Annotated in this window: 13 protein-coding genes; 11 read left to right on the top strand and 2 right to left on the bottom strand. The window is 70.1% G+C overall.

Annotation, left to right across the window (positions count from 1 at the left end; all coding sequences use genetic code 11):
• Positions 1 to 2 precede the first annotated feature (2 nt).
• The 4 genes from A6A27_RS37065 to recD2 all read left to right on the top strand — a co-directional run bounded on the left by A6A27_RS37065 (position 3) and on the right by recD2 (position 15651).
• A complete protein-coding gene (locus tag A6A27_RS37065; protein WP_073839326.1) occupies positions 3 to 7067 on the top strand; it encodes a beta-ketoacyl synthase N-terminal-like domain-containing protein in 7065 nt (2354 codons plus the stop codon).
• On the top strand, positions 7064 to 8827 hold the full coding sequence (locus tag A6A27_RS37060) for a fatty acyl-AMP ligase (RefSeq protein ID WP_073839325.1): 1764 nt from the start codon (positions 7064 to 7066) through the stop codon (positions 8825 to 8827). The genes A6A27_RS37065 and A6A27_RS37060 overlap by 4 nt, the downstream gene beginning before the upstream one ends.
• Positions 8824 to 12936: an Ohr family peroxiredoxin gene (locus tag A6A27_RS42615; RefSeq protein WP_158074128.1), complete on the top strand. Its 4113-nt coding sequence runs from the start codon at positions 8824 to 8826 to the stop codon at positions 12934 to 12936. The genes A6A27_RS37060 and A6A27_RS42615 overlap by 4 nt, the downstream gene beginning before the upstream one ends.
• 510 nt (positions 12937 to 13446) lie before the next feature.
• A complete protein-coding gene (gene recD2 / locus A6A27_RS37030) occupies positions 13447 to 15651 on the top strand; it encodes an SF1B family DNA helicase RecD2 (protein WP_443190031.1) in 2205 nt (734 codons plus the stop codon).
• Between the two features lie 454 nt (positions 15652 to 16105).
• Here the strand turns inward: recD2 and A6A27_RS37020 are convergent, their stop codons facing one another.
• Positions 16106 to 16330, bottom strand: a complete 225-nt coding sequence (locus A6A27_RS37020) for a hypothetical protein (RefSeq protein ID WP_073839322.1) — start codon at positions 16328 to 16330, stop codon at positions 16106 to 16108.
• A gap of 536 nt (positions 16331 to 16866) precedes the next feature.
• Between A6A27_RS37020 and A6A27_RS37015 the strand changes: the two genes are divergently transcribed.
• From A6A27_RS37015 to A6A27_RS36985, 7 genes are all read left to right on the top strand, one after another.
• Positions 16867 to 18018, top strand: a complete 1152-nt coding sequence (locus tag A6A27_RS37015; protein WP_073839321.1) for a hypothetical protein — start codon at positions 16867 to 16869, stop codon at positions 18016 to 18018.
• Entirely contained in the window at positions 18018 to 18911 is an 894-nt protein-coding gene (gene ribD, locus A6A27_RS37010) for a bifunctional diaminohydroxyphosphoribosylaminopyrimidine deaminase/5-amino-6-(5-phosphoribosylamino)uracil reductase RibD (RefSeq protein ID WP_073839320.1), read from the top strand. Before A6A27_RS37015 ends, ribD begins: the two co-directional genes overlap by 1 nt.
• Before the next feature lie 629 nt (positions 18912 to 19540).
• Positions 19541 to 20950, top strand: coding sequence for an APC family permease (locus A6A27_RS37005; protein WP_073839319.1), 1410 nt, complete (start codon positions 19541 to 19543; stop codon positions 20948 to 20950).
• A gap of 2 nt (positions 20951 to 20952) precedes the next feature.
• Positions 20953 to 21957 (top strand): acetamidase/formamidase family protein, encoded by a 1005-nt coding sequence (locus A6A27_RS37000; RefSeq protein WP_443190030.1) that lies wholly within the window; start codon positions 20953 to 20955, stop codon positions 21955 to 21957.
• Positions 21958 to 21967: 10 nt separating this feature from the next.
• Positions 21968 to 22642: a GOLPH3/VPS74 family protein gene (locus tag A6A27_RS36995; RefSeq protein WP_073839317.1), complete on the top strand. Its 675-nt coding sequence runs from the start codon at positions 21968 to 21970 to the stop codon at positions 22640 to 22642.
• Positions 22643 to 22680: 38 nt separating this feature from the next.
• Positions 22681 to 23319, top strand: a complete 639-nt coding sequence (locus A6A27_RS36990) for a GNAT family N-acetyltransferase (protein ID WP_241825632.1) — start codon at positions 22681 to 22683, stop codon at positions 23317 to 23319.
• Between the two features lie 130 nt (positions 23320 to 23449).
• Entirely contained in the window at positions 23450 to 24496 is a 1047-nt protein-coding gene (locus A6A27_RS36985) for a tetratricopeptide repeat protein (RefSeq protein ID WP_143194375.1), read from the top strand.
• A gap of 7 nt (positions 24497 to 24503) precedes the next feature.
• Here A6A27_RS36985 and A6A27_RS36980 read toward each other — a convergent pair whose 3' ends face one another.
• Positions 24504 to 24704, bottom strand: coding sequence for a hypothetical protein (locus A6A27_RS36980; protein ID WP_198940619.1), 201 nt, complete (start codon positions 24702 to 24704; stop codon positions 24504 to 24506).
• Positions 24705 to 24749: the final 45 nt, after the last annotated feature.

The following is a 24749-nucleotide window of genomic DNA, read 5'->3' as shown; positions in this document are numbered from 1 at the left end:
CGATGAGCTTCGAACCCATCGCGATCGTCGGGCGGGGCACTATCCTGCCCGGCGCGCTCGACCCGGACGCGTTCTGGGACAACATCGCGGCCGGGCGGATGAGCCTGAGCCGGGTACCCGAGGGGCGGTGGCGGCTTACCGAGGCACTGACCGGGCCGGAGGATGGGACGTGGAGCGACGTCGGCGGCTACGTCAGCGGGTTCCCGCTCGACGGGAGCGGCCTGGATCCGCAGTTCCAATGGGTGTTGCATGGGGTGCGGGCGGCGCTGCGCGAGGCGGGGCAGGACGAACCGGCGCCGCGGGCGGGACTGGTGCTCGGCAACCTGTCCTTCCCGACGGCGGGCATGGCCGAGTACGCCGAGGAGGTCTGGCGCGGCTCGGGAAGGCGGCCCGACGCGCGCAACCGTTTCATGTCCGGCCTGCCGGCGCACCTCGCGGCGCAGGCGCTCGGGCTCGGCGCGGGCGCCTTCGCGCTCGACGCCGCGTGCGCCTCGTCGCTGTACGCCGTCAAGCTCGCCTGCGACCGGCTGCACGACCGTAGCGCCGACCTCATGATCGCCGGCGCGGTGAACTGCGCCGACGACCTGTTCATCCACGTCGGTTTCACGGCGCTGTCCGCGTTGAGCCGTACCGGTCGCAGCCGCCCATTCCACCGCGGGGCCGATGGTCTCGTACCCGCGGAGGGCGCGGCGTTCGTCGCGCTGGCGCGGCTGCCGGACGCGGTCGCGGCCGGTCGGCCGATCCTGGGTGTGATCCGCGGCGTGGGACTGTCCAACGACGGGCGGGGTGCCGGGATGCTGGTGCCGGCCGAGGAGGGCCAGGAGCGTGCGATGCGCGCGGCGTACGAGATGGCCGGTGTGGCGCCGGAGTCCGTCACGTTGCTGGAGTGCCACGCGACAGGCACGGGCGTCGGTGACGCGGTCGAGGTGCGCAGCACCGCTCGGGTCTTCGCCGGCCATCGCGGGCTCGCGATCGGGTCAGCGAAGTCTAACGTCGGCCATCTTGTCACCGCGGCCGGCGTCGCGGGCCTGCTTAAGGTGCTCGGCGCCATGCGTGCCGGGATCCGCCCGGCGACCCTGCACGCGGACGAGCCGATCGAGGCCCTTGACGGTACGCCGCTCCGGCTGCTGCACGAGGCTGAGGAGTGGACCGGGCCCCGCCGCGCGGCGGTTAGCGCGTTCGGGTTCGGCGGCAATAACGCGCACCTGATCGTCGACGCGTGGGACGGGTCCCCGGTCTCCCCGGCGCCGGTGCTACGCCGGCGACGCGACAAGGTCGCTATCGTCGCGATCGGGGCACGCGTCGGCGACGGCGACGGTGTGGACGCCGTTCGACGCAACCTGTTCTCCGGCAGCGGCACGCCCCGGCGGGAGCACGTCGACGTCGCGCTCGACGGGCTGCGGTTCCCGCCGCTGGACCTCCGGCAGACGTTGGCGCAGCAGCTACTCGTCCTGGAGGCGGCCCGCGAGACGGTCAGCGGGCTGGGCCTGCCCCGTGAGCGCACCATGGTCCTCGTCGGCATGGGTACCGACCCGGAGGTCGCCCGGTACGGCGCCCGCTGGCGTTCGCCGGCCGGGACGAGGGACGCCGTCGCGCCGGCGCTGCGCAGCGCCGGCGTGCTCGGCACGATGCCCAACATCGTCGCCAACCGGCTCAACGCCTTCCTCGACGTGGCCGGACCCAGCTTCACCGTCTCGGCCGAGGAGGCCTCCGGCCTGGTCGCGCTGGAGATCGCGGCCCGTGCCCTGCGCACCGGTGAGGTCGACGCCGCAGTCGTCGGTGCGGTGGACCTGTCGTGCGAGCCGGTACACGAGGCGGCGCTGGCCGATCTCGGCATCGACCGTACTCCCGGCGACGCCGCCGTCGTCCTCGTCCTCAAGCGCCTTGGCGACGCTGAATGCGCTGGCGAGCCGGTGATCGCCTTGCTGGACAAGGCGACGGCGGCCGCTGCCGACCTGACCGTCGACACCGCCCCGCTGTTCGGCAACGCCCACGCGGCCAAGGGGCTGGTCGACGTCGCGGCGGCCGCGCTCGCGCTGCACCACCGGGCCCGCCCGCGCCACGGCGCGCCCGCCGACCCCGCGTTCGACCAGAACACCGCCGAGGTCGTCGTCGCGCCGATACAGGCGCCGCCAGCCCGGGTGCGGCTGCGCGCACACGCCAGCGCCGCGTGGGTCGCCGACCGCCCACCACGCTTGCACGTGTACGCCGGCGGGGACCGGACCAGCGCCCTCACCGCGCTCGATGCCGATCGGGAGTCGTCGCACGGCCCGGCCCGGTTGGTACTCCTCGCCGCCGACGAGACCGAACGCGCCGCCCGCGCCGAGGCCGCCCGCGCCTGGCTCACCGGTGGCGGCCCGCAACCGGAGGGCGTCGCCTTCCGCGCCGCGCCGATCGCGGGCGAGGTCGCGTTCGTCTTCACCGGTGGCCTCGCCGCCTACCCGGGCATGGGCCGGGAGCTGCTGCTCGCCTTCCCCCACCTCGTCGAGCGCATCGAGGCCGGGTCCGGCTCGCTGCGCGAGCTTGCCGGGTGGGCGTTCGACGGCCCGGCCAGCGCTCCGCGGGAGGTGCTCGACCAGATCTGGGGTACCGCGCTGCTGAGCCAGGTACACGCCGCGATCGGCCGCGAGGTCCTCGGCATCGCGCCGCACGCGGCACTCGGGTACTCGGCCGGCGAATCCAACGCGCTGGTGGCGCTCGGCGCCTGGACCGACATGCGCGAGCTCGTCCAGGAGATGACCACGTCCGGGGTGTTCAGCCGGCAGGTGGCCGGCGAGTTCGCGGCGATCCGCCGGGCCTGGGCGCGCGACGGGATCGTCGGGGACAGGTGGCGCAACTACCTCGTCGGCGCCGACCCGGACCAGGTGCGCAAGGTACTGCGCGAGGAGCCGGCAGTACACCTCGTCGCGGTCAACGCGCCCGACTCGGTGGTGATCGGCGGCGAGCTGACCGCGTGCGAACGCACCCTGCGCAGACTGGATGCGGCGTACCACCTGCCGATCCCGTACGAGCTGGCGGTGCACGTGCCGGAGCTCGGCGAGGTACGCGACGACTGGTGGCGGCTGCACTTCCGGCCGACCACGCCACCGCCCGGCGTACGGTTCTACAGCTGCGCCATCGGCGGCTCGTACACTCCGAACGCCGAGAGCGTCGCGGATGTCCTGACGGCCCAGGCGATCGGCCCGATGGACTTCGCCGGCACCGTCGAGAAGGCGTGGTCGGACGGGGTCCGGGTGTTCCTCGAGCACGGCCCAAAAGGCATGTGCACCGACTGGATCCGGCGCACCCTCGCCGGCCGCGAGCACCTCGCCGTCGCCCTCGACTCCCCCGACGGCCGCAGCGTACGGCATCTGTTCCGCGTCGCGGCTGAGCTCGTCGCCGCCGGGGTACCGGTGGACGTCGATGCCCTGCGTACCCACCTCGCGACGGCCGCCCCGCCTGTTCGGGACCGGGGTCGCGTGCTCACGCTCCCCGCCCACCCCCCGGCGGCCTCGTTGCCGGAGCACGCATCCGCAACGGTCATGGCCCGGGCGCCGCAACTACCTCCGGTGATCGCGGACCCGCCCGCGCCGATCCGGGCGGGGATCGCCTTCGACCGCGGGCAACTGGAGCACCTGGCCAGCGGCCGGATCTCGGACCTGTTCGGCCAGCTGTTCAAGGCCCAGGACGGATACACGCGGCAGTGCCGGATGCCCGGGCCGCCGATGCTGCTCGCCGACCGGGTCACCGGGATCGACGCGGTACCGGGTTCGATGGGTACCGGCACGATCTGGACCGAGACCGACGTGACGCCGGACGCGTGGTACCTCGACGCCACCGGCCGCATGCCGGCCGGCATCCAGATCGAGGCCGGGCAGGCGGATCTGCTGCTCATCAGCTGGCTCGGCGCCGACCTGCACACTATGGGCGAGCGCGTCTACCGGCTGCTCGGCTGCGAGCTGACCTTCCACGGCAGCCCGCCGGTGCCGGGCGATACCCTGAGGTACGAGATCCACATCGACGGCCACGCCGAGCACAACGACGTGCACCTGTTCTTCTTCCACTACGACTGCCACATCGGCGACGAGCTCCGGCTGACCGTCCGAGGCGGACAGGCGGGCTTCTTCACCGACGCGGAGCTCGCCGCGAGCGCGGGCGTGGTGTGGGACCCGCGACGCGAACTCCCGCCACCATCCACCGCGGACCCGCCGGCGGTCGGCGGCGCGCCGCGCACGTACGACGCCGACTCCGTACGGGCATTCGCCGAAGGCCGCCCGGCCGAGTGCTTCGGCCCGGCGTGGGACCCGGCGCGGGCACACGTCCGTACCCCGCGCATCGGCAGCGGCGACATGCAGCTGCTGCGGACGGTCGAGGAGTTCGACCCGGCCGGCGGGCCGTGGGGACGCGGGTACCTGCGCGCTGGGACCCCGATCTCGCCGGACGACTGGTTCTTCGCCGGCCACTTCAAGAACGACCCGTGCATGCCCGGCACGCTGATGTTCGAGGGCTGCCTACAGGCGATGTCGTTTTACCTCGCGGCGTGCGGCTTCACGCTAGCCAACGACGGATGGCGGTTCGAGCCGGTACCCGGGCAGGCGTACCCGATGCGCTGCCGGGGCCAGGTCACACCGGACAGCCGGTCGTTGACCTACGAGGTCTTCGTCAGCGAGCTGGTCGCCGGACCCGAACCCACCGTGTACGCCGACGTGCTGTGCGCTGTGGATGGTGTGAAGGCCTTTCACGCCAAGCGCGTGGGGCTGCGCCTGGTTCCGGACTGGCCGCTCGATCAGTGGCGCGACGAGCTCGTCACCCGCGACGACAAGCCCGTGGCGACGGCCGGCGGGGTCCGCTTCGACCACGAGTCGCTGCTCGCCTGCGCATGGGGCCGGCCCACGCAGGCGTTCGGCGAGCTGTACCGGCGCTTCGACGGCCACCGCCGGGTCGCCCGGCTGCCGGGCCCGCCGTATCACTTCGTGACTCGCATCACCGCGGTCGACGGACCGCTGGGCGGCATGCGCGCCGGCAGCGCGGTCACGGCTGAGTACGACATGCCCGCCGACGCCTGGTACTTCGCGGCGAACGCCGAGCGGACCATGCCGCTGTCGGTTCTCATGGAGGTCGCGCTCCAGCCGTGCGGCTGGCTAGCCTCGTACGCCGGCTGCGCGGTCGAGATCGACAAGGACCTGTTGTTCCGCAACCTCGACGGCACCGGCACGATCACCGGTGCGGTCACGCCGGAGACGGGCGTCATCCGCACGCACGCGCGACTGCGGGACATTTCGTGCAGCGGTACGATGATCATCGTCTCCTTCGACGTCGAATGCTTCGCCGGCGACGTGAGCGTCTTCCGGCTGCACACCGTCTTCGGCTTCTTCCCGCCCGAGGCGTTCGTCGACCAGCCGGGCCTGCCGTGCACTGCGGAGGAGCGGGCCGCGCTCGCCGCGCCGACCGGCCCCACTGTTGACCTCACCACGCGGCCGGCGAAGTACTGCGGCGGCGCGCTGCGCCTGCCCGGCCCGATGCTGCTGATGCTCGACCGGATCACCGGATACGACCCGACCGGCGGGGCGGCCGGGCTCGGCCGGGTCACCGGCGAGAAGGACGTCGCCGCTGGCGAATGGTTCTTCCGGGCGCACTTCTTCCAGGACCCGGTGCAGCCCGGCTCGCTGGGCATTGAGGCCCTGTACCAGCTCCTCCAGTGGTACCTGCTCGAACGCGGCGCCGGTGCGGGCATGGCCGCGCCCCAGTTCGAGATCCTGACCGGCAACCGCCCGCTGGTCTGGAAGTACCGGGGCCAGGTCGCTCCCTACCATCACACGATCAGCAGCGAGCTGGAGGTCACCGAGTACGGCGAGGACGCCGACGGCCGGTACGCCCTGGCCAAGGCGTGGCTGTGGGTCGACGGCAAGCGCATCTACCGCAGCGTGGACATCGGGGTCAGGGTGCGTGACGCGGCCCCGGCACCGGACGAGGAAACGCTCGACGCGGCCGGCTGGCTGGCCGACCACAGGCCTACATGGACGGTCCCGGTCCTGCCGATGATGTCGGCCGTGGACCGGCTGGTCGGGGCGGCTGGTCGGCCTGGCCCGGTCGCCCTGACCGGCGTCGAGCTTCGTCTCTGGATCCCGGTGATCTCGCCGACCCGGCTCACCACGCGGCGGTCCGGCGACGACGTACGGCTGCTCGTCTGGCGAGAGGCACGGACCGCCGCGCTGTCCCGCTTTGAACCCTTCGCGGCCGCGACCGTGGCGACGCCCGGCCCGCGCCCCCAGCCGTTCCCCCCACTGTCCGCCGCAGACAGCGTCGATGATGTGTACGGCTCAGGCGCGCTCTTTCACGGCCCGGCGTTCCACTACGTGACCGAGGTGCGCCGTGGCCCTCAGGGCGCCTCCGGCACGCTTGACGCGAACCGCGGCGCGGTTCCCTACGGCCGCGCCGGGCAGGGGCTGCTCGATGCCGCCACCCACGTGATCCCGCACGACCGGTTCCAGGAGTGGGCGCCCGACACGCCGTCCGGGATGGTCGCCTACCCGCACCGCATCACGCGGTTTGAGCTGTTCGAGGCGCTGCCGCGCGACGGTGAGGTACAGGTGGAGGCCCGCTTCGCCGGCTTCGACGGGGAGGACCGCCGGTACCCGCTCGTCGACCTGCAACTGGTCCGGGACGGGCGGGTCCTCGTCGCGCTGCGGCTCGTCGAGATCCTCATGCCCACCGGAGCATTCGGTGCGGCCGGTCCCCGGACACGGCGGGACTTCCTGCGCGACCACCGGTACGCCAGCGGCATCGGGCTTTCCCGCACCGAGCACGTCACCCGGCTGTCGTATGGCGACGTAGCCCAGTGCGACTGGCTCGGCGGCACCGTCGCGCACGCGTACGGGCTGCCGCCGACGGCCCGAGGGGTGGACCACCTCGCGGTGATCGCGGTCAAGGACCACATCGCGCGCCAGCTCGGCAGCCACCCGACCACGGTAGAGGTCAGCGCCGATCTCACCCGGGCGCACCACGCGGGCCGCGAGTACCACGTCCACGTCGAACAGGCCGCCGATCACGTCACGGTGACCGACGCCAGTACCGGGAGGCCGTCATGACCGAATCGATCCTGTCGTCGTTCCGCAGGCTGCGCGAGACCACGCCGCAGCGGAGGATCTTTACCTACGTCGATGACATCGGCGACGACCAGGACGTCCTCACCGTCGAGCAGCTGGGCCAGGCCGCCGACCGGGTTGTCGCCGCGCTGCGGGCATGGGGCTTCGCGCCCGGCGACCGGGCGATCCTCGTGTACCCGCCGTCGCTGGACTTCATCGAGGCGTTCCTCGGCTGCCTCGCGGCCGGCGTGATACCGGTCCCGGTCTACCCGCCAAACCCGTTCAAGCTCAAGAAGGACCTCGCCGGGTTCGCCAGCATCACGGCCGACGCGGGCGCCCGCGGTGCGCTGACCACCACCGGGTACGACCGGTCCCGCTCGGTCGGCGCGGTGACGACCCTCATCAGCAAGGACACGCCTCGCTGGCCGGCCCTGCCGTGGCACCGCACCGACCGGTTGCGCGACCCGGCCGGGCCGGTCGTGTGGCACGAGCCGGCCCGCCTGGACCAGCCGGCGTTCCTGCAGTACACGTCCGGCTCCACGGCGACGCCGAGGGGTGTGATCATCAGCCACGGCAACCTCGCCCACGAGCTCGCTGCCAACGCGACCGATCTCGGGCTGGGTCCGCACGTGCGCGGCGTCTTCTGGGTACCGCAGTACCACGACCTTGGCCTCATCAGCGTGATCCTGTCGACGATCGCCGGCAACGCGCAGACCACGCTGATGTCCCCGCTGACCTTCCTGCAGAACCCGGCCGTGTGGTTCGACGTGATGGCGCGGGTGCGGGCGACCCACACGGCCGCGCCCAACTTCGCGTACGAGCTGGCCGTGCGCAGGACCACACCGGAACAGCGCGCCCGCTGGGACCTGCGCTCGCTGCGCACGGTCATGTCCGCGGCGGAGCCGATCCGTCAGTCCACGATGGACAGCTTTTTCGCGGCGTTCGCTGGTACCGGCCTGACCCGCGACGCGTTCTTCCCCGCGTACGGCCTCGCCGAGCACACGGTGTCGGTGTCGATGGGCGGCAGTTCCGTGCTGCGCCTGGACACGGCAGCCCTGGAGAGCGGCCGGGTGGTCGAGTCCTCGGACGGGGTCAGCATCTTCGGTTGTGGGCGGGTCACCAAGCCCGCCGCGGTGGTCCGCATCGTCGACCCGGCATCCCGTATCCCGTGCGAGCCGGGCGAGGTCGGGGAGGTCTGGGTCGACTCCCCCACCAAGGGCCTGGGCTACTGGGGCATGGCCGAGCAAAGCTACGAAACGTTCCAGGCGCGCCTGGCCGGCGGGTACGACGACGGCCGTGGCTACCTGCGCACCGGCGACCTCGGCTTCTTCCACGACAGCGAGCTGTTCATCACCGGCCGCTCCAAGGACATGATCATCGTGCGCGGCCGCAACCTGTACCCGGTCGACATCGAGGACAGCGTCCGCGACTGCCACCCGCTGATCCGGCCGGGCGGCGTCGCCGCGTTCGGCGCCGACATCGAGGGCAGCGAACAGCTCGTGCTGTTCGTCGAGGCGCGCCGCGACCGGCCCAGCGCGGCCGAGGCCGACGAGATCGTCCAGGCGGTACGGCGCAGGGTGTACGCGGAGTTCCAGCTCGGCTGCCACGCCGTCGTCCTCGGCCGGGCTGGAACCGTACGCAAGACCACCAGCGGCAAGGTCCGCCGCCTCGCGTGCAGGCAGGCGTATCTCAGCGGCGAGGTCGCCGGCGCCCCGACCACCATCCGAGTCGCCCGATCGGCAAGTCCGCTGGAGGTACCGTGACCGAGCTGTACGCCACGACGGCCACCGCTCACGGCGGCCGGGACGGGCGGGTGGAAAGCGGCGACGGCCTGCTCGACATCGCCGTCGCAACGCCGGCCGAGGTCGGTGGCCCCGGCGGTGCGACCAACCCCGAGCAGCTGTTCGCTGCCGGGTACGCGGCCTGCTTCCACAGCGCGCTCACCATCGTGGCGCGCCGGGCACGCCAGGACGTCAGCGGTTCGCGCGTCACCGCCCGCGTCACACTGTCCAAGGTCGACGACGGTTACGGGCTGGCCGTCCACCTGACGGTGACCGTGCCCGGGCTGGCCGAGGACGTCGCCTGCGACCTCGTGGCCCGCGCCGATCGGGTCTGCCCGTACTCCAACGCCACACGCGGGAACATCACGGTTACGCACCAGGTCGTCGCCGCGGTGCCGTACTCGGCAAGGAGAACGAGAACAGTCGCGATCGTCGGGGCCGGGCCGGCCGGACTGAGCCTCGCCCGCGAGCTGGAACGCGCCGGGCACCGCGCGATCGTCCTGGAGTCCGCGCCCGAGGTCGGCGGCAAATGCGAGTCCATCGAGATCGACGGGCACGCGTACGACCTCGGCGGCCACGTCTGCACGACCCGGTACGACAACGTCGCCCGCATCGCCCAAGAGCTCGGCCTCGCGACCGAGGACACCACACCCCACCGGGTATACGGCATTACGACCGGCCGGGCGGCCCCACAGAGTGCGGCGTTCTTCCGGCGCGACACCTTCGGCCGTTACACGGACCTACGCGCACAGCGGTTCCCGCGCATCGCCGAGGCCGGCCTTGCGCACTCCGCGAAGGCGCTCGCCAAGCCGGTTTCCCAATGGCTCGCCGAGCACGACCTGCAGCCGCTGGCCGAGTCGCTGGGCACCGGCTACACCGCCGCCGGGTACGGGCATCTGGCCGGCGACCTGCCGGCGCTGTACTTCGTCAAGTACGCGGAGATGACCGGCCTACTGTCGGCAAGGCCCGAACTGCTCGGCCACCCGGGCAGCTTCACCATCGTCGGCGGCGTCCAGAGCCTGTGGGAAAAGGTCGCCATCGGCCTGTCCGACGTGCGCTGCGGGGTACGCATCACCGGCATCGAACGCGACCCGGACGCCGACGCCGGCGGGGTACGCATCCTGACCAGCTCCGGCGAAGTGATCGCCGACGACCTCGTGCTGACCGTACCCGTCGACCAGCTGCTGCCGGTGCTCGACGCCACCCGCGAGGAGCGCGACCTCGCCGGCCGGATCCGCGTCATGGACTACTACACGACGTTGGTCTCGGCGACCGGCCTGCCCGAGTCCGCGTTCTACCTCATCGACGAAACCACCCGGCCGGACGCCGGACGCGGGACCATGGTCTCCTTCCACCACCGATACCCCGGCAGCGACGTCTACGCCTGCTACTCCTACGGAGCCGACGGCATGACGCCCGAGGACGTCGCCGATCGCCTGCAGCAAGACATCAAGCGAATGGGCGGCCGGCTGCACAAGGTACACACCCAGCGACGCTGGCGCTTTCTGCCGTACTTCGGCAGCGACGACCTAGCCGCCGGCGTGTACGACCGCATGGAGCGCCTGCAGGGCGAGAACCACACCTACCACGCCGGCAGCCTCCCCTCCTACGAGCTCATCGAGTGCGCGGTGGCGTACAGCCGCGACCTGGTCCGCCGCTTCTTCCCCGGCGGCCCGCCGAACGAGGAACCCCACACCCCGGCGGCAACAGCGCAGCCGGCACCCCGGCCGTCCGGACCGGCCATCCGGGACTGGCTGGTCGAGCACATCGCGGCCGAGCTGCGCCTACCCGCGCACGCGGTGGACCCAGCGGTGCGCCTGGACACCTTCGCGCTGGAGTCCATCTCGGTCGCCGCGCTGCAGGCCGGCCTGTCCGACTGGCTCGGCTTCCGCGTCCCGCACACCGTCTTCCTGGAGCACCCCACGATCGACGCGGTCGCGCAGTCCCTGGCGCCGAGCGGGACCGAGGCCGCGGTCGTCGATGCCCGGCACCCGTCCACGCTTCTGCTCGGCCTGACCTCGGCCCGACCGTTCTTCTGCGTCGGCGGCGCGCTCGGCGCCGCGTACTACCTGCTCCCGCTGGCCCGCGACGCCGGCGCGGCACGGCCGTTCTACGGGCTGCGCGCCCCCGGGTACGACGGGACCGAGGAGCCACTGCGAACGGTTGAGGACCTCGCCGCCCGGTACATCGAGTCGATCCGGGTCGTCCAGCCCTACGGCCCCTACCTGCTCGGCGGCCACTCGTTCGGCGGCGCCGTCGCGTACGAGATGGGTCGCCAGCTGCGGGCGGCCGGGGAGGACGTCACCCGCGTCGTCCTGCTCGACGCCTACGTCCCTGTACCCGGCCAGCCCCTGCCCCCGGTCGATGAGGCCGCGGCCATCGAGGAGCTGCTGGCCATGAACCGGCTCGCCTTCGCCTCCGGCGGCCCGGCCGGCGTGGAGATCGACGCGACCCTCGCGATCGCCGAGCAGAAGGAGCGGCTCGGCCGGTTCCTTGGTGCCAACGGTTCGTTGCCGGTCGAGGAGCACATCGGCAACATGCTGCGGGTGTACCAGGCCAACTTGGAGGCCAACGTCCGCTACCAGCCCCGGCCGTCGGACCTGTCCGTCACGCTCCTCAAGGCCACCGGTGGCTTCCCGCCGGTCATGAAGCCGCACCGCAACACCGCCCTGCGGCTGGACAGGCCGGCCAACGGATGGGAGGACGTCGAGCTCGGCGCGCTCGAGGTGATCGAGATCCCCGGCGACCACTTCACAATGTTCGTCGAACAAGGTGGCGAGCCGCTTGGCGACGCGGTGTACCGCTGCCTCGCCGAAGAGCACCGGCGCGGCGGGAACACGCTGACCAGCGCAGGCCCCGCCGAGACCACCATCGCGTTCAACCCGCTCGATCCCGCGTTCCTCGCCGACCCGTACCCCTTCTACCGCGCCCTGCGCGAGACGGCGCCGATCCACTACGAGGACACCCTCGGCGGCTGGGTATTCACCCGGTACGACGACGTGTCGGCCCTGCTGCGCAACCACGCCGTCATCCGCCCGCCGGTCACCGACTACCTGTTCGCCTCTGTACCTCAGGCCGACCGGGACGAGATGGCCGAGTTCGAGCGGCAACTTGGCACAGCGTTGCCGTTCGCCAACCCGCCGCACCACACCCGGCTGCGGAAGCTGGTCAGCAATGCATTCACACCACGAGCGGTCGAGACGATGCGACCGCGGATCAAGCAGCTCACCGACGGCCTGCTCGACCGGATCGAGGCCACCGGCGGCGGCGACCTCATCGCCGAGGTCGCCTACCCACTGCCGTCGACGGTCATCATGCAGTTCATAGGGGTACCGGCGGCAGACCACCCACGCCTGACGTTCCTCGCCACCGAGATGATGGCTCTGCTCGGTGCCCAGTACGCCGCCGACGCACCCGCGATCGCCCGCCGCGCCCACCGGGCGATGACCGAGTTCAGCGCATACATGACCGACCTGATCGCCCGGCGGCGCCGCGAGCCGCGCGCAGACCTGCTGTCCACGCTCATCGACGCGACCGGCCCCGACGGTACCCTCACCGAGGAGGAACTGGTCCTCAACTGTATGGCCATGCTAAACGCGGGCCTGGAGACCACCGCCAACTACCTCGGCAACGGCACCCTCGCGCTGCTGCGCCACCCTGAGCAGATGCGGTTGCTACGGCAGAACCCGGCGCTGGCCGAGCACGCCGCCGAGGAGTTGCTGCGCTTCGACGGCCCGGCGCCGATCATGACTCCGCAGCTGGCTGGCGAGGACGTGGTCATCGGCGGCCAGCAGATCCGCAAGGGCCAGCTGCTGTACCCGGTCGTCGGCGCGGCCAACCGCGACCCGGCCCGCTTCGGTGACCCGGAGCGGCTCGACCTGACCCGCACCCCCAACGGCCAGCTCGGGTTCGGCTTCGGCATCCACTACTGCGTCGGCGCGGCGCTGGCGAAGATCGAGGGGCAGACGTACTTTTCCACCCTCGTCAGCCGCTTCCCGCGCCTACGCGTGGACCCGGACCGGGAGGCACCGAGGTTCCGCGACGACCCACTGCTGCGCGGCCTGCGCACGCTGCACGTTCTCGTTGATTGACCGGTGGGTCGGCCCACGAGAGCGGCCGAGATTCGTGCCTGCTGCGTCGGGAGGACACCCCCCAAACATCAAATCGGTGGATTCAGGTCAAGCAGTTGATCTATGGCGGCTGGGGCGGTGCAGCGGGACCGGACCACCCGAACGGCTTGCGGCGTGAACACGCCTCAGCCACGGGAATCTCCCGCCCTTCAGGCGTGGGAAGGAAGTCAGGAGACGGGACCCTGCCATTGACCCTGCTTCTCCCGCAGACAGGCATCTATGGTGGGCCACGCGAACAACCCGCTCCGACCATCACGCATCACGACATACGCGATGACGACGAGACCGTTCCGCCGACCTACCGGTACGCGGGACGAGTGGACATCCTCCGACAACCGCCGCCGGAATGATCATCCCGTTGTGGCGAGAGGTGGCCGTGTAGCCAGGCGATTCAACCCTGAGGGCCCGCGGCTTCAGGCAAGCGGGGAGGCGGGTGCCCGCGCTGCGGCGGCAAGCGGCACGATGTCAGCCATGACTGTGCCAGCCCGTCCGCCGCTTGCCGTACTTGACGCGGTGCTGGAGCGGTTGACATATGTCAACGAGGAGACCGGGTACACCGTTGCTCGCGTGGCCACCGACCGTGGCACGGACTTGCTGACCGTGGTGGGGGCGCTGCTCGGCGCGCAGCCGGGTGAGACGCTGCGGCTGCAGGGGCGGTGGTCGTCGCACCCGAAGTACGGTCGGCAGTTCGAGGTCGACTCCTACTCCACGGTGCTGCCTGCCACGATTCAGGGCATCCAGCGCTATCTCGGCTCGGGCCTCGTGAAGGGTATCGGCCCGGTGTTCGCCGAGCGGATCGTCGCCCATTTCGGCCTGGATACCCTGCGAATCATCGAGGAGGAACCCGCCCGCCTGGTGGAGGTGCCGGGGTTGGGGCCGAAACGCACGGCGAAGATCACCGCCGCGTGGGAGGAGCAGAAGGCCATCAAGGAGGTGATGGTCTTCCTGCAAGGTGTGGGCGTCTCCACGTCCTTGGCGGTGCGGATCTACAAGCAGTACGGCGACGCCTCCACCGACGTGGTCACCAAGGAGCCGTATCGGCTGGCCGCGGACGTGTGGGGCATCGGCTTCAAGACCGCCGACACCATCGCGCAAGCGGTAGGGATCCCCCACGACAGCCCGCAGCGGGTCATGGCCGGCCTGCAATACACGCTGTCCGAGGCCACCGATGACGGGCACTGCTACCTACCCGCTCCCGAGTTGGTCGCCGACGCGACGAAGATCCTCGAGGTGCCCGCCGACCTGGTCACCCGCTGCCTCGACGACCTTGTCGCCGACGAGGGAGTCGTCCGCGAAACGCTGCCCGCCGGGGATGGGGAGGCAGTGCAGGCGGTGTACCTGGTGCCGTTCCACCGCGCCGAGCAGTCCCTCGCCAGTTCCCTACACCGTCTGCTGAGCACCCCGGCCGACCGGCTGCCTCACTTCACGAACGTCGACTGGGGCAAGGCTCTCGCATGGTTGAAGGCACGCACCGGCAACGACCTCGCTGCCGAACAGGAGCAGGCGGTCCGTCTCGCCCTGACTGCGAAGGTGGCGGTGCTGACCGGCGGGCCGGGCTGCGGCAAGAGCTTCACCGTCCGCTCGATCGTCGAACTCGCCGCCGCCAAGAAAGCCAAGGTCACCCTCGTTGCGCCGACCGGCCGCGCCGCGAAACGCCTGTCCGAGCTCACCGGCCACCCCGCCGCCACCGTGCACCGCCTGCTGCAGCTACGCCCCGGGGGCGATCCCTCCTACGACCGGGACAACCCCCTCGACGTCGACCTGCTCGTCGTCGACGAGGCCTCCATGCTCGACCTGATCCTCGCCAACAAACTCGTCAAAGCCATCCCACCCGGCGCGCATCTGCTGCTCGTCGGCGACGTCGACCAGCTCCCCTCCGTCGGCGCCGGGGAAGTCCTGCGCGACCTGCTCGCCGCCCCTGCCATCCCCCGGGTGCGGCTGACGCAGATCTTCCGCCAAGCCGCCCAGTCCGGTGTCGTGACCAACGCCCACCGCATCAACGCCGGCCGCCCACCCGTGGTTCAGGGCCTGCCGGACTTCTTCCTGTTCGCCTGCGACGACACCGACGCCACCGCCGCCCTCACCGTCGACGTCGCATGCACCCGCATCCCCGCCAAATTCCGGCTTGACCCGCGCCGCGACGTGCAGGTCCTCACCCCCATGCACCGCGGCCCCGCCGGCGCCGGCACCCTCAACACGCTGCTGCAACAGCACCTCACCCCGCACCGTGAGGGGCAACCGGAACGGCGGATGGGCGGGCGGGTGTTCCGCGTCGGCGACAAGGTCACCCAGATCCGCAACAACTACGACAAAGGCCAAGCGGGCGTCTTCAACGGCACCCTCGGCATCGTCACCGCCCTCTCCACCGAGGAGCAGACCCTGACCGTGCGTACCGACGAGGACGAGAGCATCGACTACGACTTCGACGAACTCGACGAACTCGCCCACGCCTACGCCATGACCATCCACCGCTCCCAAGGCTCCGAATACCCCGCCGTCGTCATCCCCCTCACCACTAGCGCCTGGATGATGCTCCAACGCAACCTGCTCTACACCGCCATCACCCGCGCCAAACAACTCGTTGTCCTCGTCGGCTCCCGCCGAGCCCTCAACGCCGCCGTCCGCACCGTCAGCGCCGGACGCCGCCACACCGCCCTCAACTACCGACTCACCTGAACTGCGCGTTGGACGGGCAACAGTGCCACAGCCCACCGCCTGTCGTGATCCTCCCCGCGTGGATGCTGCGGCGGACCACCGATTGGGCCTGTCTAGTTGGCGACCGGAGGCGCCTTGACGCGCGCATGCGGGTCGACGTGTCGCCTGGTGCGACTGCTCCCAGGCGACTAGGCTCAGCGATCGCACGTTTGTGCTATTCGGGAGAGTGATGTGCGGCCCGTTGAGCCTCTGAACCTGGGGTGGATCTTCCGTCCGGAGCGTGCCGACGACGTCGGGGAGCATGCCGGCAAGCAGGTTCGCTTCGTTGCCAGGACGACCGACGAGAGTGGCCAGGTTGAGCTGGTCTTGACTGACGGGACACGCGTGCGGGCGTACCGCCACGAGGTCGTTCCCGGGTAGCGCTACGCCAACCGAATCTGCTGCTAGCGCCCTTGATCACCTGACTGCCGACCCGTTAAGCGCCGACCCAGACGTAAGCCCACGGCGGGCCACCCCCGCCGATCGACTCCAGCTCGTACACGCCGTTCACATCCGTGTCGAGCAACTCGCCGCCGTACTCGATCCACAACCAGGTCTGATCGATCTGCGCAGGGGGCACGCCGTCCTCGTCGACCGGCACCAGGACGGAGCGGCCGTCCACCGGCCCGCCAACGCACGGTACGTCGACCTTCGCCCACATGTTTTGATCATCGGCCGAGACCCGGCGGCGCCGGGCGTGTTCCGCCAATTGGCCCGTACCCATGCCCATTGCCGGCTGTCGTCGCGCACGAGAACGCCCGTGTCGCCGAACCGACCTGCGTGACGCTTCCCCCATCCCGGGGGCTGCACTCCGGCGTCGATAAAGATCGACTAGCCTTGCCTGTGTGACGGCCGTACGCGAGAGTCATCGGAGGTCGGGCGGGACCTGTCGTTGGGAGAGGACCAGCTCGCGCCGCTCTCGGTCGATTTCGGCTGCGCTGGGGCAAGGATTTGTAGTTCAGGCTGCGCCAGCGCTGTGCCGCTGCTTGCCAGTGGGCCGACGCGGCCGGACAATTCGCTGTCCGGCCGTAGTCCGCTGCAGGACGATCCACAGGCCGGTGGACAGGGTTCGCCGGGCTTCGCACCTGGCCGAGGGGGGATACAGTGCCTCGCCATCCGGACACTTTGATCAGGCCGAATGTGGCGCTTGCCCGTGCTCGTCAGGGTCTGCCATCACCAAGGCGTCCGCGTCAGTGCATGTCCCGCAGCGAGTTGGCCGACGCCGTTAACGCCACTCTTGATCGGCTCTATCCCGGCCAGGATCTCACCGCCCACTACGTCGACTTCCGATGGATCGGCAAGCTGGAGCGCGGTGAACACCGCTGGCCCAGCGAGGCGCGCCGCGCCGCCCTCCGCAAAGTCTTGGGCGCTTCGAACGACACCGATCTCGACCTCTACAGTCCGCGACGTACCGCAACCTATGAGGCTACCCACGGCAGCGCCGTGCAGCCATCGCCGGGCAGCTGGGACGAGACGATCTACCAGCTGCGAGGACAGTGGCATCTGCTTGTTCAGAATGACAAACTAGTCGGCCCGGAATACGCGCTAATCGGCGTGACGAGGCAGTTGATGCTGCTCGAGCAGCTCCTCAGCGACGTACCCAACGCGTTCCGGCCCGCCCTCGTTCGCCTCGCCGCGCAGTACGCCGAGTCCGCAGCGTGGTTGAACCAGTCGCTCAACGAGCATGCCGCAGGCCAGCACTGGACCGAAAAGGCACTCGCCTGGGCGAACCAGATCACGGATCCAACCATGACGGCATGGGCGGCATATCGCTACAGCCAGCACTGGCTAATCGTCGGGAATCCTCGCCGTGCTGTTGAACAGGCCGAAGCCGCAATGGTCCACGACCGGCGATTGCCGGGACCGATGCGAGCCGCTCTTCGCGTCCAGCACGCACACGCGCTTGCTGCTGATGGTGAACACCGTCAGCCCATGCATCTGCTCGACGACGCGCATCGCTGGGCGGCAGACCGCCACCCGGGCAAGCCGGAAGGCGAGCACGGCTCATACTGCACGAGTGGCTATATCGAGGTCTATCGAGGGACTTGCCTCCAGCTTGCGCAGCGACCAAACGAGGCCATCACCGTCCTCGAAGAGGCACTGCCCTCGATCCCGCGGCTGCATCGCCAAGACTTCACCTCAGCACTCGTCAGCAAAGCCGCAGCGCACCTGGCGGCCAGCCAACCCGATCTGGCTGCCACCACCGCACGCGCGGCGCTACCGATTGCTCGCCGAGCAGGGTCGCGGCGAATCCTGCAGCAGCTCGCACAAGTAGGCGCAGCAGTCGGCGGGCACCGCCAGCTCGCTGACGTTCGCGCGTTCCTCGACGATCTTACGGAGACCACCTGATGGCATCGGCAGTCGAACTCGCCGCGATGCGACAAGCCATCACGCTGTCGTCTCTCGGGCTGGGAACCACAAGCCCTAATCCGCCCGTCGGATGTGTCATCCTCGACCGCCACGGAACGGTTGTGGGCGCGGGCTTCCACCGGCGAAAGGGAGAGGCGCACGCAGAGGTGCACGCCCTTGCAGCGGCTGGCACCGCAGCACGCGGCGGCACCGCCGTCGTCACGCTCGAACCGTGCAATCACGTCGGCGTCACGCCTGCCTGCCGCCAGGAATTGATCGACGCTGGCATCGCCCGGGTCGTCATCAGCGTCATCGACCCGACCTCGCGGGGTGACGGGGGCGCCGCAATGCTCGCCGCCGCCGGCATCGAGGTCGAGACCGATGTCCTCCACGACGAGGCGCTTGCTGTCCTCGGACCTTGGCTCACTGCAACCCTGCGACGCAGACCACACCTCACATGGGCGTACGCCTCGAACAGCGACGGCGACCAGGGATTGGACGAACAACTCCTGGTCGACCTGCGTTACAGGGCAGATCTCGTGGTCGCGAACGAGATAGACGAGGAGGGTCTCCTCGGCGGCCACGCCGCCGAGCATTTCTCGCTACCAGGCCAGGCCGATGCCGATACCGGTCTGCTGCACTGGCTTACCGCCACCTACGCAGCAGGCACCCGAAGCGTCCTACTCGTAGGGTCCGGCCACGCAGAGGCGCTTCATGGCGACCTCACTATCGTTGATGAAATCGTGGTCGCCATGCGAAGAACAGATCCTCCGAGAGCGCTCGCGGCCGTTCCCCCGCACGTTGTACCAGCCGGGTTCAGGCTCGTTGACGTGTCAGCCAGGAGCGGCTTTCTGGCGAGCCGCTTCCGGCAACCCGTTCGAGGGCAGGCATAGGTCCACAAAACGCCACGACACGCCCCGTCGGGTTATCGATACGGCGACTACGAGCAACCGTTGTCAACTGACCGAGCGGGCGTCCCCTGGCCGACGGCATCTGGTTGGGTTACGACGGCCGCCAGCATGGCGGTCCGGAAGATGCGGGTGCGGGTATGCGTCGGCCTGCCCCAGCCAAACGACCGAGCCGCCTCACGTTGACAACGCGTGCACCAGCCGACCGTCCATCCGTCTGTCGCGGCAGCTTGCGATCGCGTCATGTCGCTTGCGCCGAGTCCTGATCGGCGGGCGTCACTGGCAGCCTCTTACCGGCCCATATTCGATCGGTCGCACGACTGCTTCCCGGGTCATATAGTGCGCCGCGGATTGCTCGAGGGGCCGGTCGACGGCAAATCGGACCACAGGTAGGACTGCAAGGTCGGACCGTAGGTCGGCATTCCTTTGCGCGCCTATTCCGGTGATCGTTAATTGGCATCGGTCGCTGCGCGGCGACCAGCAGGACGCCATGGCAACCCCTGCAAGCAGAAACGCAGGGTTTCGGTCCGGTGTGGCGATGGAGCGCCCGCGACTGACCTCGACTCCCGACTAGCGCCCGGTTCGCCGTGACCCCTATGAGGAAGGCTCGCACGATGTATGACCAGTATGAGCTGGCCCGCTACGGCTACCGACAGGAGTTGAGCAGGCAGCTCCGATTGCGGGACCTGTTGGCCTATGGGTTGGTGTACATGGTGCCGATTGCGCCGATGGCGATCTTCGGCAGCGTGTACGCCGGCTCCGGCGGAATGGTGGCCCTGGCGTACGCGATCGGTGTGGTGGCCGTGGTCTTCACGGCGTTCTCCTACGCGCAGATGGTGAAGGCGTTCCCCATGTCCGGCAGCGTCTACAACTACGCCGGTCGCGGCATCAGCCCGCCAGTCGGTTTCCTCGCTGGCTGGGTGATCCTGCTCGACTACGTCCTGGTACCCGGTCTGCTGTATCTAGTGGCGTCGGTGGCGATGCACGCCACGGTGCCTTCGGTGCCGGTCTGGTTGTGGCTGCTGGGCTTCGTTGCCGTCAACACGGTCGTCAACTCGGTGGGGATCCGTATGACCGCGGTGGTCACCCGAATCATGCTGGTCAGCGAGCTGATCGTCCTGGCGATCTTCATCGCCGTCGCCGCATGGGCGGTCGCTTCCGGGAAGGGCCGCTTCAGTTGGGAGGCGTTCTACAACCCGGACACGTTCACCTGGTCGGTCGTCGCGGGCGCGGTGTCGATCGCGGTGCTGTCCTTCCTCGGGTTCGACGGCATCAGCATGCTGGCCGAGGAGGCCAAGGGTGGTTCCCGGCAGATCGGCCGCGCCATGGCCGCCGTCCTCGGGCTGGCGGGGGTGCTGTTCATCGCGCAGACGTGGCTCGCGGCGATGCTCGTCCCCGACCCCGGCGCGCTGCTGACCGACGGGGACCCGAGCGGGACCGCCTTCTACGACGCAGCGCAGGCCGCGGGCGGGGGTTGGTTGGCGACGGTGTGTGCGGTGGCGACGGCGGTGGCGTGGGGGTTGCCGAACTCGATGGTCGCCCAGGTCGCCACTTCCCGGTTGCTGTATGCGATGGCGCGGGACCGGCAGCTGCCCGCGTTTCTGGCGAAGGTGTCGATCCGCCGAAACGTGCCGATCAACGCCACCCTGCTTACCGGCGTCGTGTCCCTCGCCCTCGGCCTGTACATGGCCACCCGCTCTGATGGGATCGCCTTGTTGTCGTCGCTGATCAACTTCGGGGCGATGGTCGCGTTCCTCGTCCTGCACGTCTCCGTGGTGGTGCACCACCTCATCCGCCAGCGCAGCGGGAACTGGTGGGCGCATCTGGTGATGCCGGCGGTCGGGTTCGTGATCCTCGCCTACGTGGTGGTCAACGCCAACATCGCCGCCCAACGCCTCGGCCTGGCCTGGCTCGCCCTCGGCGTCCTGGTCCTTGCCGGCCTGTACCTGTCGGGTCGCCGGCCGGCGCTGTCCGGGCTGGCACCCGCGCAGCCGCAGCAGCGTGACTTCGAGCGGGTGTGGTGACCATGGACAAGATCACCTACCGTCCGGCTCGGGACGAGCTGGCCTACACCTTCGGCGGGCGGATGCCGGTCGCGCACCTTCGCTCCGGGGATGTGCTCGAGGTGGTTACGGAGGACTGCTTCGGCGGGCTCGTGCGGGGGCCGGCGGATCTGCCGTCGCAGGTGTGCCACATGCCCTACCTCAACCCCGTGTCCGGGCCGTTCTTCGTCGAAGATGCCGAGCCCGGCGACACCCTCGCCATCCACCTCGCCGCCATCACCCCGGCCCGAGACTGGGGTGTGTCGTCCACGTTCCCGCACTTCGGCGTGCTCACGTCGACCTCGCACACGGCCACCTTGCAACCGCCGCTTGAAGAGCGGGTGTGGGTGTATGGCATCGACCGGCAGGCAGGGATCGTGCGGTTCCGGGCCACGGAAACCGACCACACGGTGGATCTGCCCCTGGAGACGATGATCGGCACGATCGGGGTCGCCCCCGGCGGGTTCGAAGCCCGTTCCACCATCGTCCCGGACAGCCACGGCGGGAACCTCGACACCCCGGAACTCCGAGCCGGGACCACCCTCTACCTCGGGGTGAACATGCACGGGGCGATGCTCGCCCTCGGCGACGGCCACGCCCGCCAAGGCGAGGGTGAGGCATGCGGCGTCGGTGTCGAGATCGCCACCACCACAACCCTCGCCATCGACGTCATCAAGGGCGTGCCGACCGTGTGGCCGCGCCTGGAAACCGACACCTCGATCATGTCGATCGGCTGCGCCCGTCCACTCGAGGACGCCTACCGGATCGCCCATCACGACATGGTGGGCTGGGTGGAGTCCCTGACCGGGCTGGAGATGCTCGACGCCTACCAGCTCGTCTCTCAGGCGGGTCGGGCGCCGATCGGCAACGTGTGCGACCCGAACTACACGGTCCTCGCCGCGGTCGACAAGGCGCTGCTCCCCTCCCCTACCGCCGCGTACGACGGGGCACACGGCCGGCTTCGTCAACTCGCTGCCGGGCTCGGGTAGGAGCGGGCTGATGACGATCCCCCCTTTGCCGCTGCGCGACGAGCTGTTCCTGCTCGGCCACAACGACGACACCGGCCAGCCGCACATCCACCGGCAAGCACTGGCGCTCGGGCTCGCTGGCGCAGTCCTGATCGACCTGTTCCTCGCCGGCCGGATCGTCCTGGACCTCAACGACGGCCGCCCGGCCGGCGAGCGGTGGCTGCGCCTGCGCACCGATCAGCCGGTCGGGGACCTGATCGCCGACACCGCCATCGCCGCCATCCGCCACGGCCGCACCGCACCACCGGTGAAGGCGTTCCTGCGCGGCTTCTCCCCCGACCTGTACGAACGCACCCGCGCCGGACTCGTCGCCGCCGGCATCCTCCGCCACGGCACACGTCGTCGGCTCGGCGGCCTCGCCCGCACCGACACCTACCTCGCCACCGACACCAAATGGGCCGTCGTCGCCCGCGCCCGCCTGCGATATGTCGCGCAAGGCCGCGAGCAACCCGACAACCACACCGCCGCCCTCGCCGGCCTCGTCGCCACCCTCGGCCTGACCACCCACCTCTACCTCGACGACGACACCGCCACCCTCACCACACGCCTGAAGTCGATCGCCGAGCAGCACCACCGGTCGGTGCGGGACATCACCGCCACCGTCGACGCCGCGGTCGGTGACCTCGCCACCGCGACCTACCGCTGAACGAATCCCCAGGTGCACCAAATCCGATGGAGGCTCCGTTGCGTATCCGCGCCGCTCGCTGGACGGACAAGGACCTGGTCGCCGCTCTGATCGCCGACGCCCTGCACCCCAGCCCGCTCGCCGCGTGGCTGGTGCCCGACCCGCAGCAGCGGCGCCAGGTGCTAACCAGCGTCGTCGGGATCTGGGTGGAACACGCCTTGTTCTTCGGCGACATCTACCTCACCGACGACCACGCCGCCGTCACGGTCGGCTTCCACCGCTACCGGCCCATCCCACCACCAGCCAACTACCGCATCCGCCTCGGCGACGCCGCCGGAGGTCACGCCGACCGGTTCGACCTGCTGAACAGCGTGCTATCCACGAAACAGCCCACCGAGCCTCATTACCACCTCGCGTTCCTCGTCGTCCGCCCCGACGCCCAGAAGGCCGGCCGTGGCACCGCGCTGCTAACCCACCACCGCAGCCGCCTCAACCGCATCGACCTACCCGCCTGGACCACCATCCCCGCGGGCGGGGAACACCTGCTCACCCGCTACGGCTACACACCCCGACCACCCATCACCCTCCCCGACGGCCCGACCCTGCGCCCGATGCGCCGCAACTCCCGCCGCAGCAACGCCGTGCCGATCAACTCCACCCACCTGGTCGACAACCGCTGGCAAGACCTGCACCCGTAGTCGCACAGCGCTCGCCACCGAAACAGGCCGACCGGTCACATCCGCTACCAGCTGAGCCCCGACCTTCCCAACGGAACCCAATCTCATGGCCTTCCCCGGCAGATACCCACCAGAGCTCATCGGCGCCGTCGTGCAGCGCGTCGCCGATGCCCGCACCATCAAGGCATACGGCGCGGTCACCACGATCGCCCGCCAACTGAACCTCAACCCGCGCCTGGTCCAGAAATGGGTCACCCAAGCCACCGCCCCACCCCCGCCCCAGCCGGGCAAGCCGGCCGTTGACTCGTGGGAGACGTACCTACCCGCGGGGCTGCTGCACTGCACGTTCTGCCACCAACCGATGGCGCAGGCCAAGCTGCAGGAATCCGCGCACGGCTACCAGTGCCAGCCGGACTGCCGACCCCGACCCCTCGACGCTGCGGCCATCGCCGACACGATCGGCCGGGCAATCCTGCGGCACACACCGCAGATCGTCCCCACGACCGGCGCGCCGACACCCCCACACCTCGCCGCCACCCACGCCCACCGCGTCCTCGCCCGCATCACCATCGGTACCACCCCCGGCGACATCTCGCTCACCTGGCGCGCCACGCCCCTCCCCGGACCCAGCGTCGACACCGAACGCGCACAAGCTGTCGCCACCGCTCGTCACCTGGCCCACGACGATCCAATGCGCGCCCGACAACTCCTGCACGACAGCCTCACCGGCATCAACCCCGCCACCGCGCCCGCACACCCGCTATACACCGACGCCGCCGCGCTGCTAGCGGAACTCCTACTCCAGCTCGACCGCCCCTCCGACGCCATTGCCTGGGCCACCTACGCCCACCGCAGCACCACCCACCTCAACGGGCCCCGTTACCCACGGACTCTTCACGCCCTCCACCTTCTCGCCATCGCCCATCGACGGGCTGAACATCACCAGCGCGCCTTCCGCCTCTACCGGGAACTGGCCGACCAGCTCACCCGCCTCGAAGGCCCACACGCCCATCGCACCCTCGCCACCCACGCCACCACCGCCCTTGTCCTCCACGACCTCGGACACTGCCAAGCCGCCCGCACCCTCCTCGCCGATACCATCACCACCCACCGCCGCCACCACCCCGACCATCCCGCCACCGCCCGCATGACCCAACACCTGACCCGCATCTGGAACGACTGCGACCCTGCTGAGTAATTGATGTTTATGCAGCCAGGGCCAGGTCCAGGCGGGCGAGGTGGCTGGTTCTGGTGCGGTCGAGGGGTGCGTCGTTGAACCAGGCATCCAGGCGGATGAGGTTGAGCGCGGCGGCGCTGGCCACGTGTTGCAGGTGGGTTTTCGGTAGGCCGCGGTAGCGGGCGTGGCGGGTGTCGGTGACCGCGACGGCTTGCCACCCTGCCTCCATTAACCAGCAGGGTCTAAGTGAGCGTCCGGGAACTTCACCAGTTGC

The organism is Micromonospora sp. CB01531 (assembly GCF_001905095.1).
Taxonomy (GTDB): domain Bacteria; phylum Actinomycetota; class Actinomycetes; order Mycobacteriales; family Micromonosporaceae; genus Micromonospora.
Note: the sequence above shows the minus strand (reverse complement) of the source record. Positions and strands in the feature narration are given on the sequence as shown.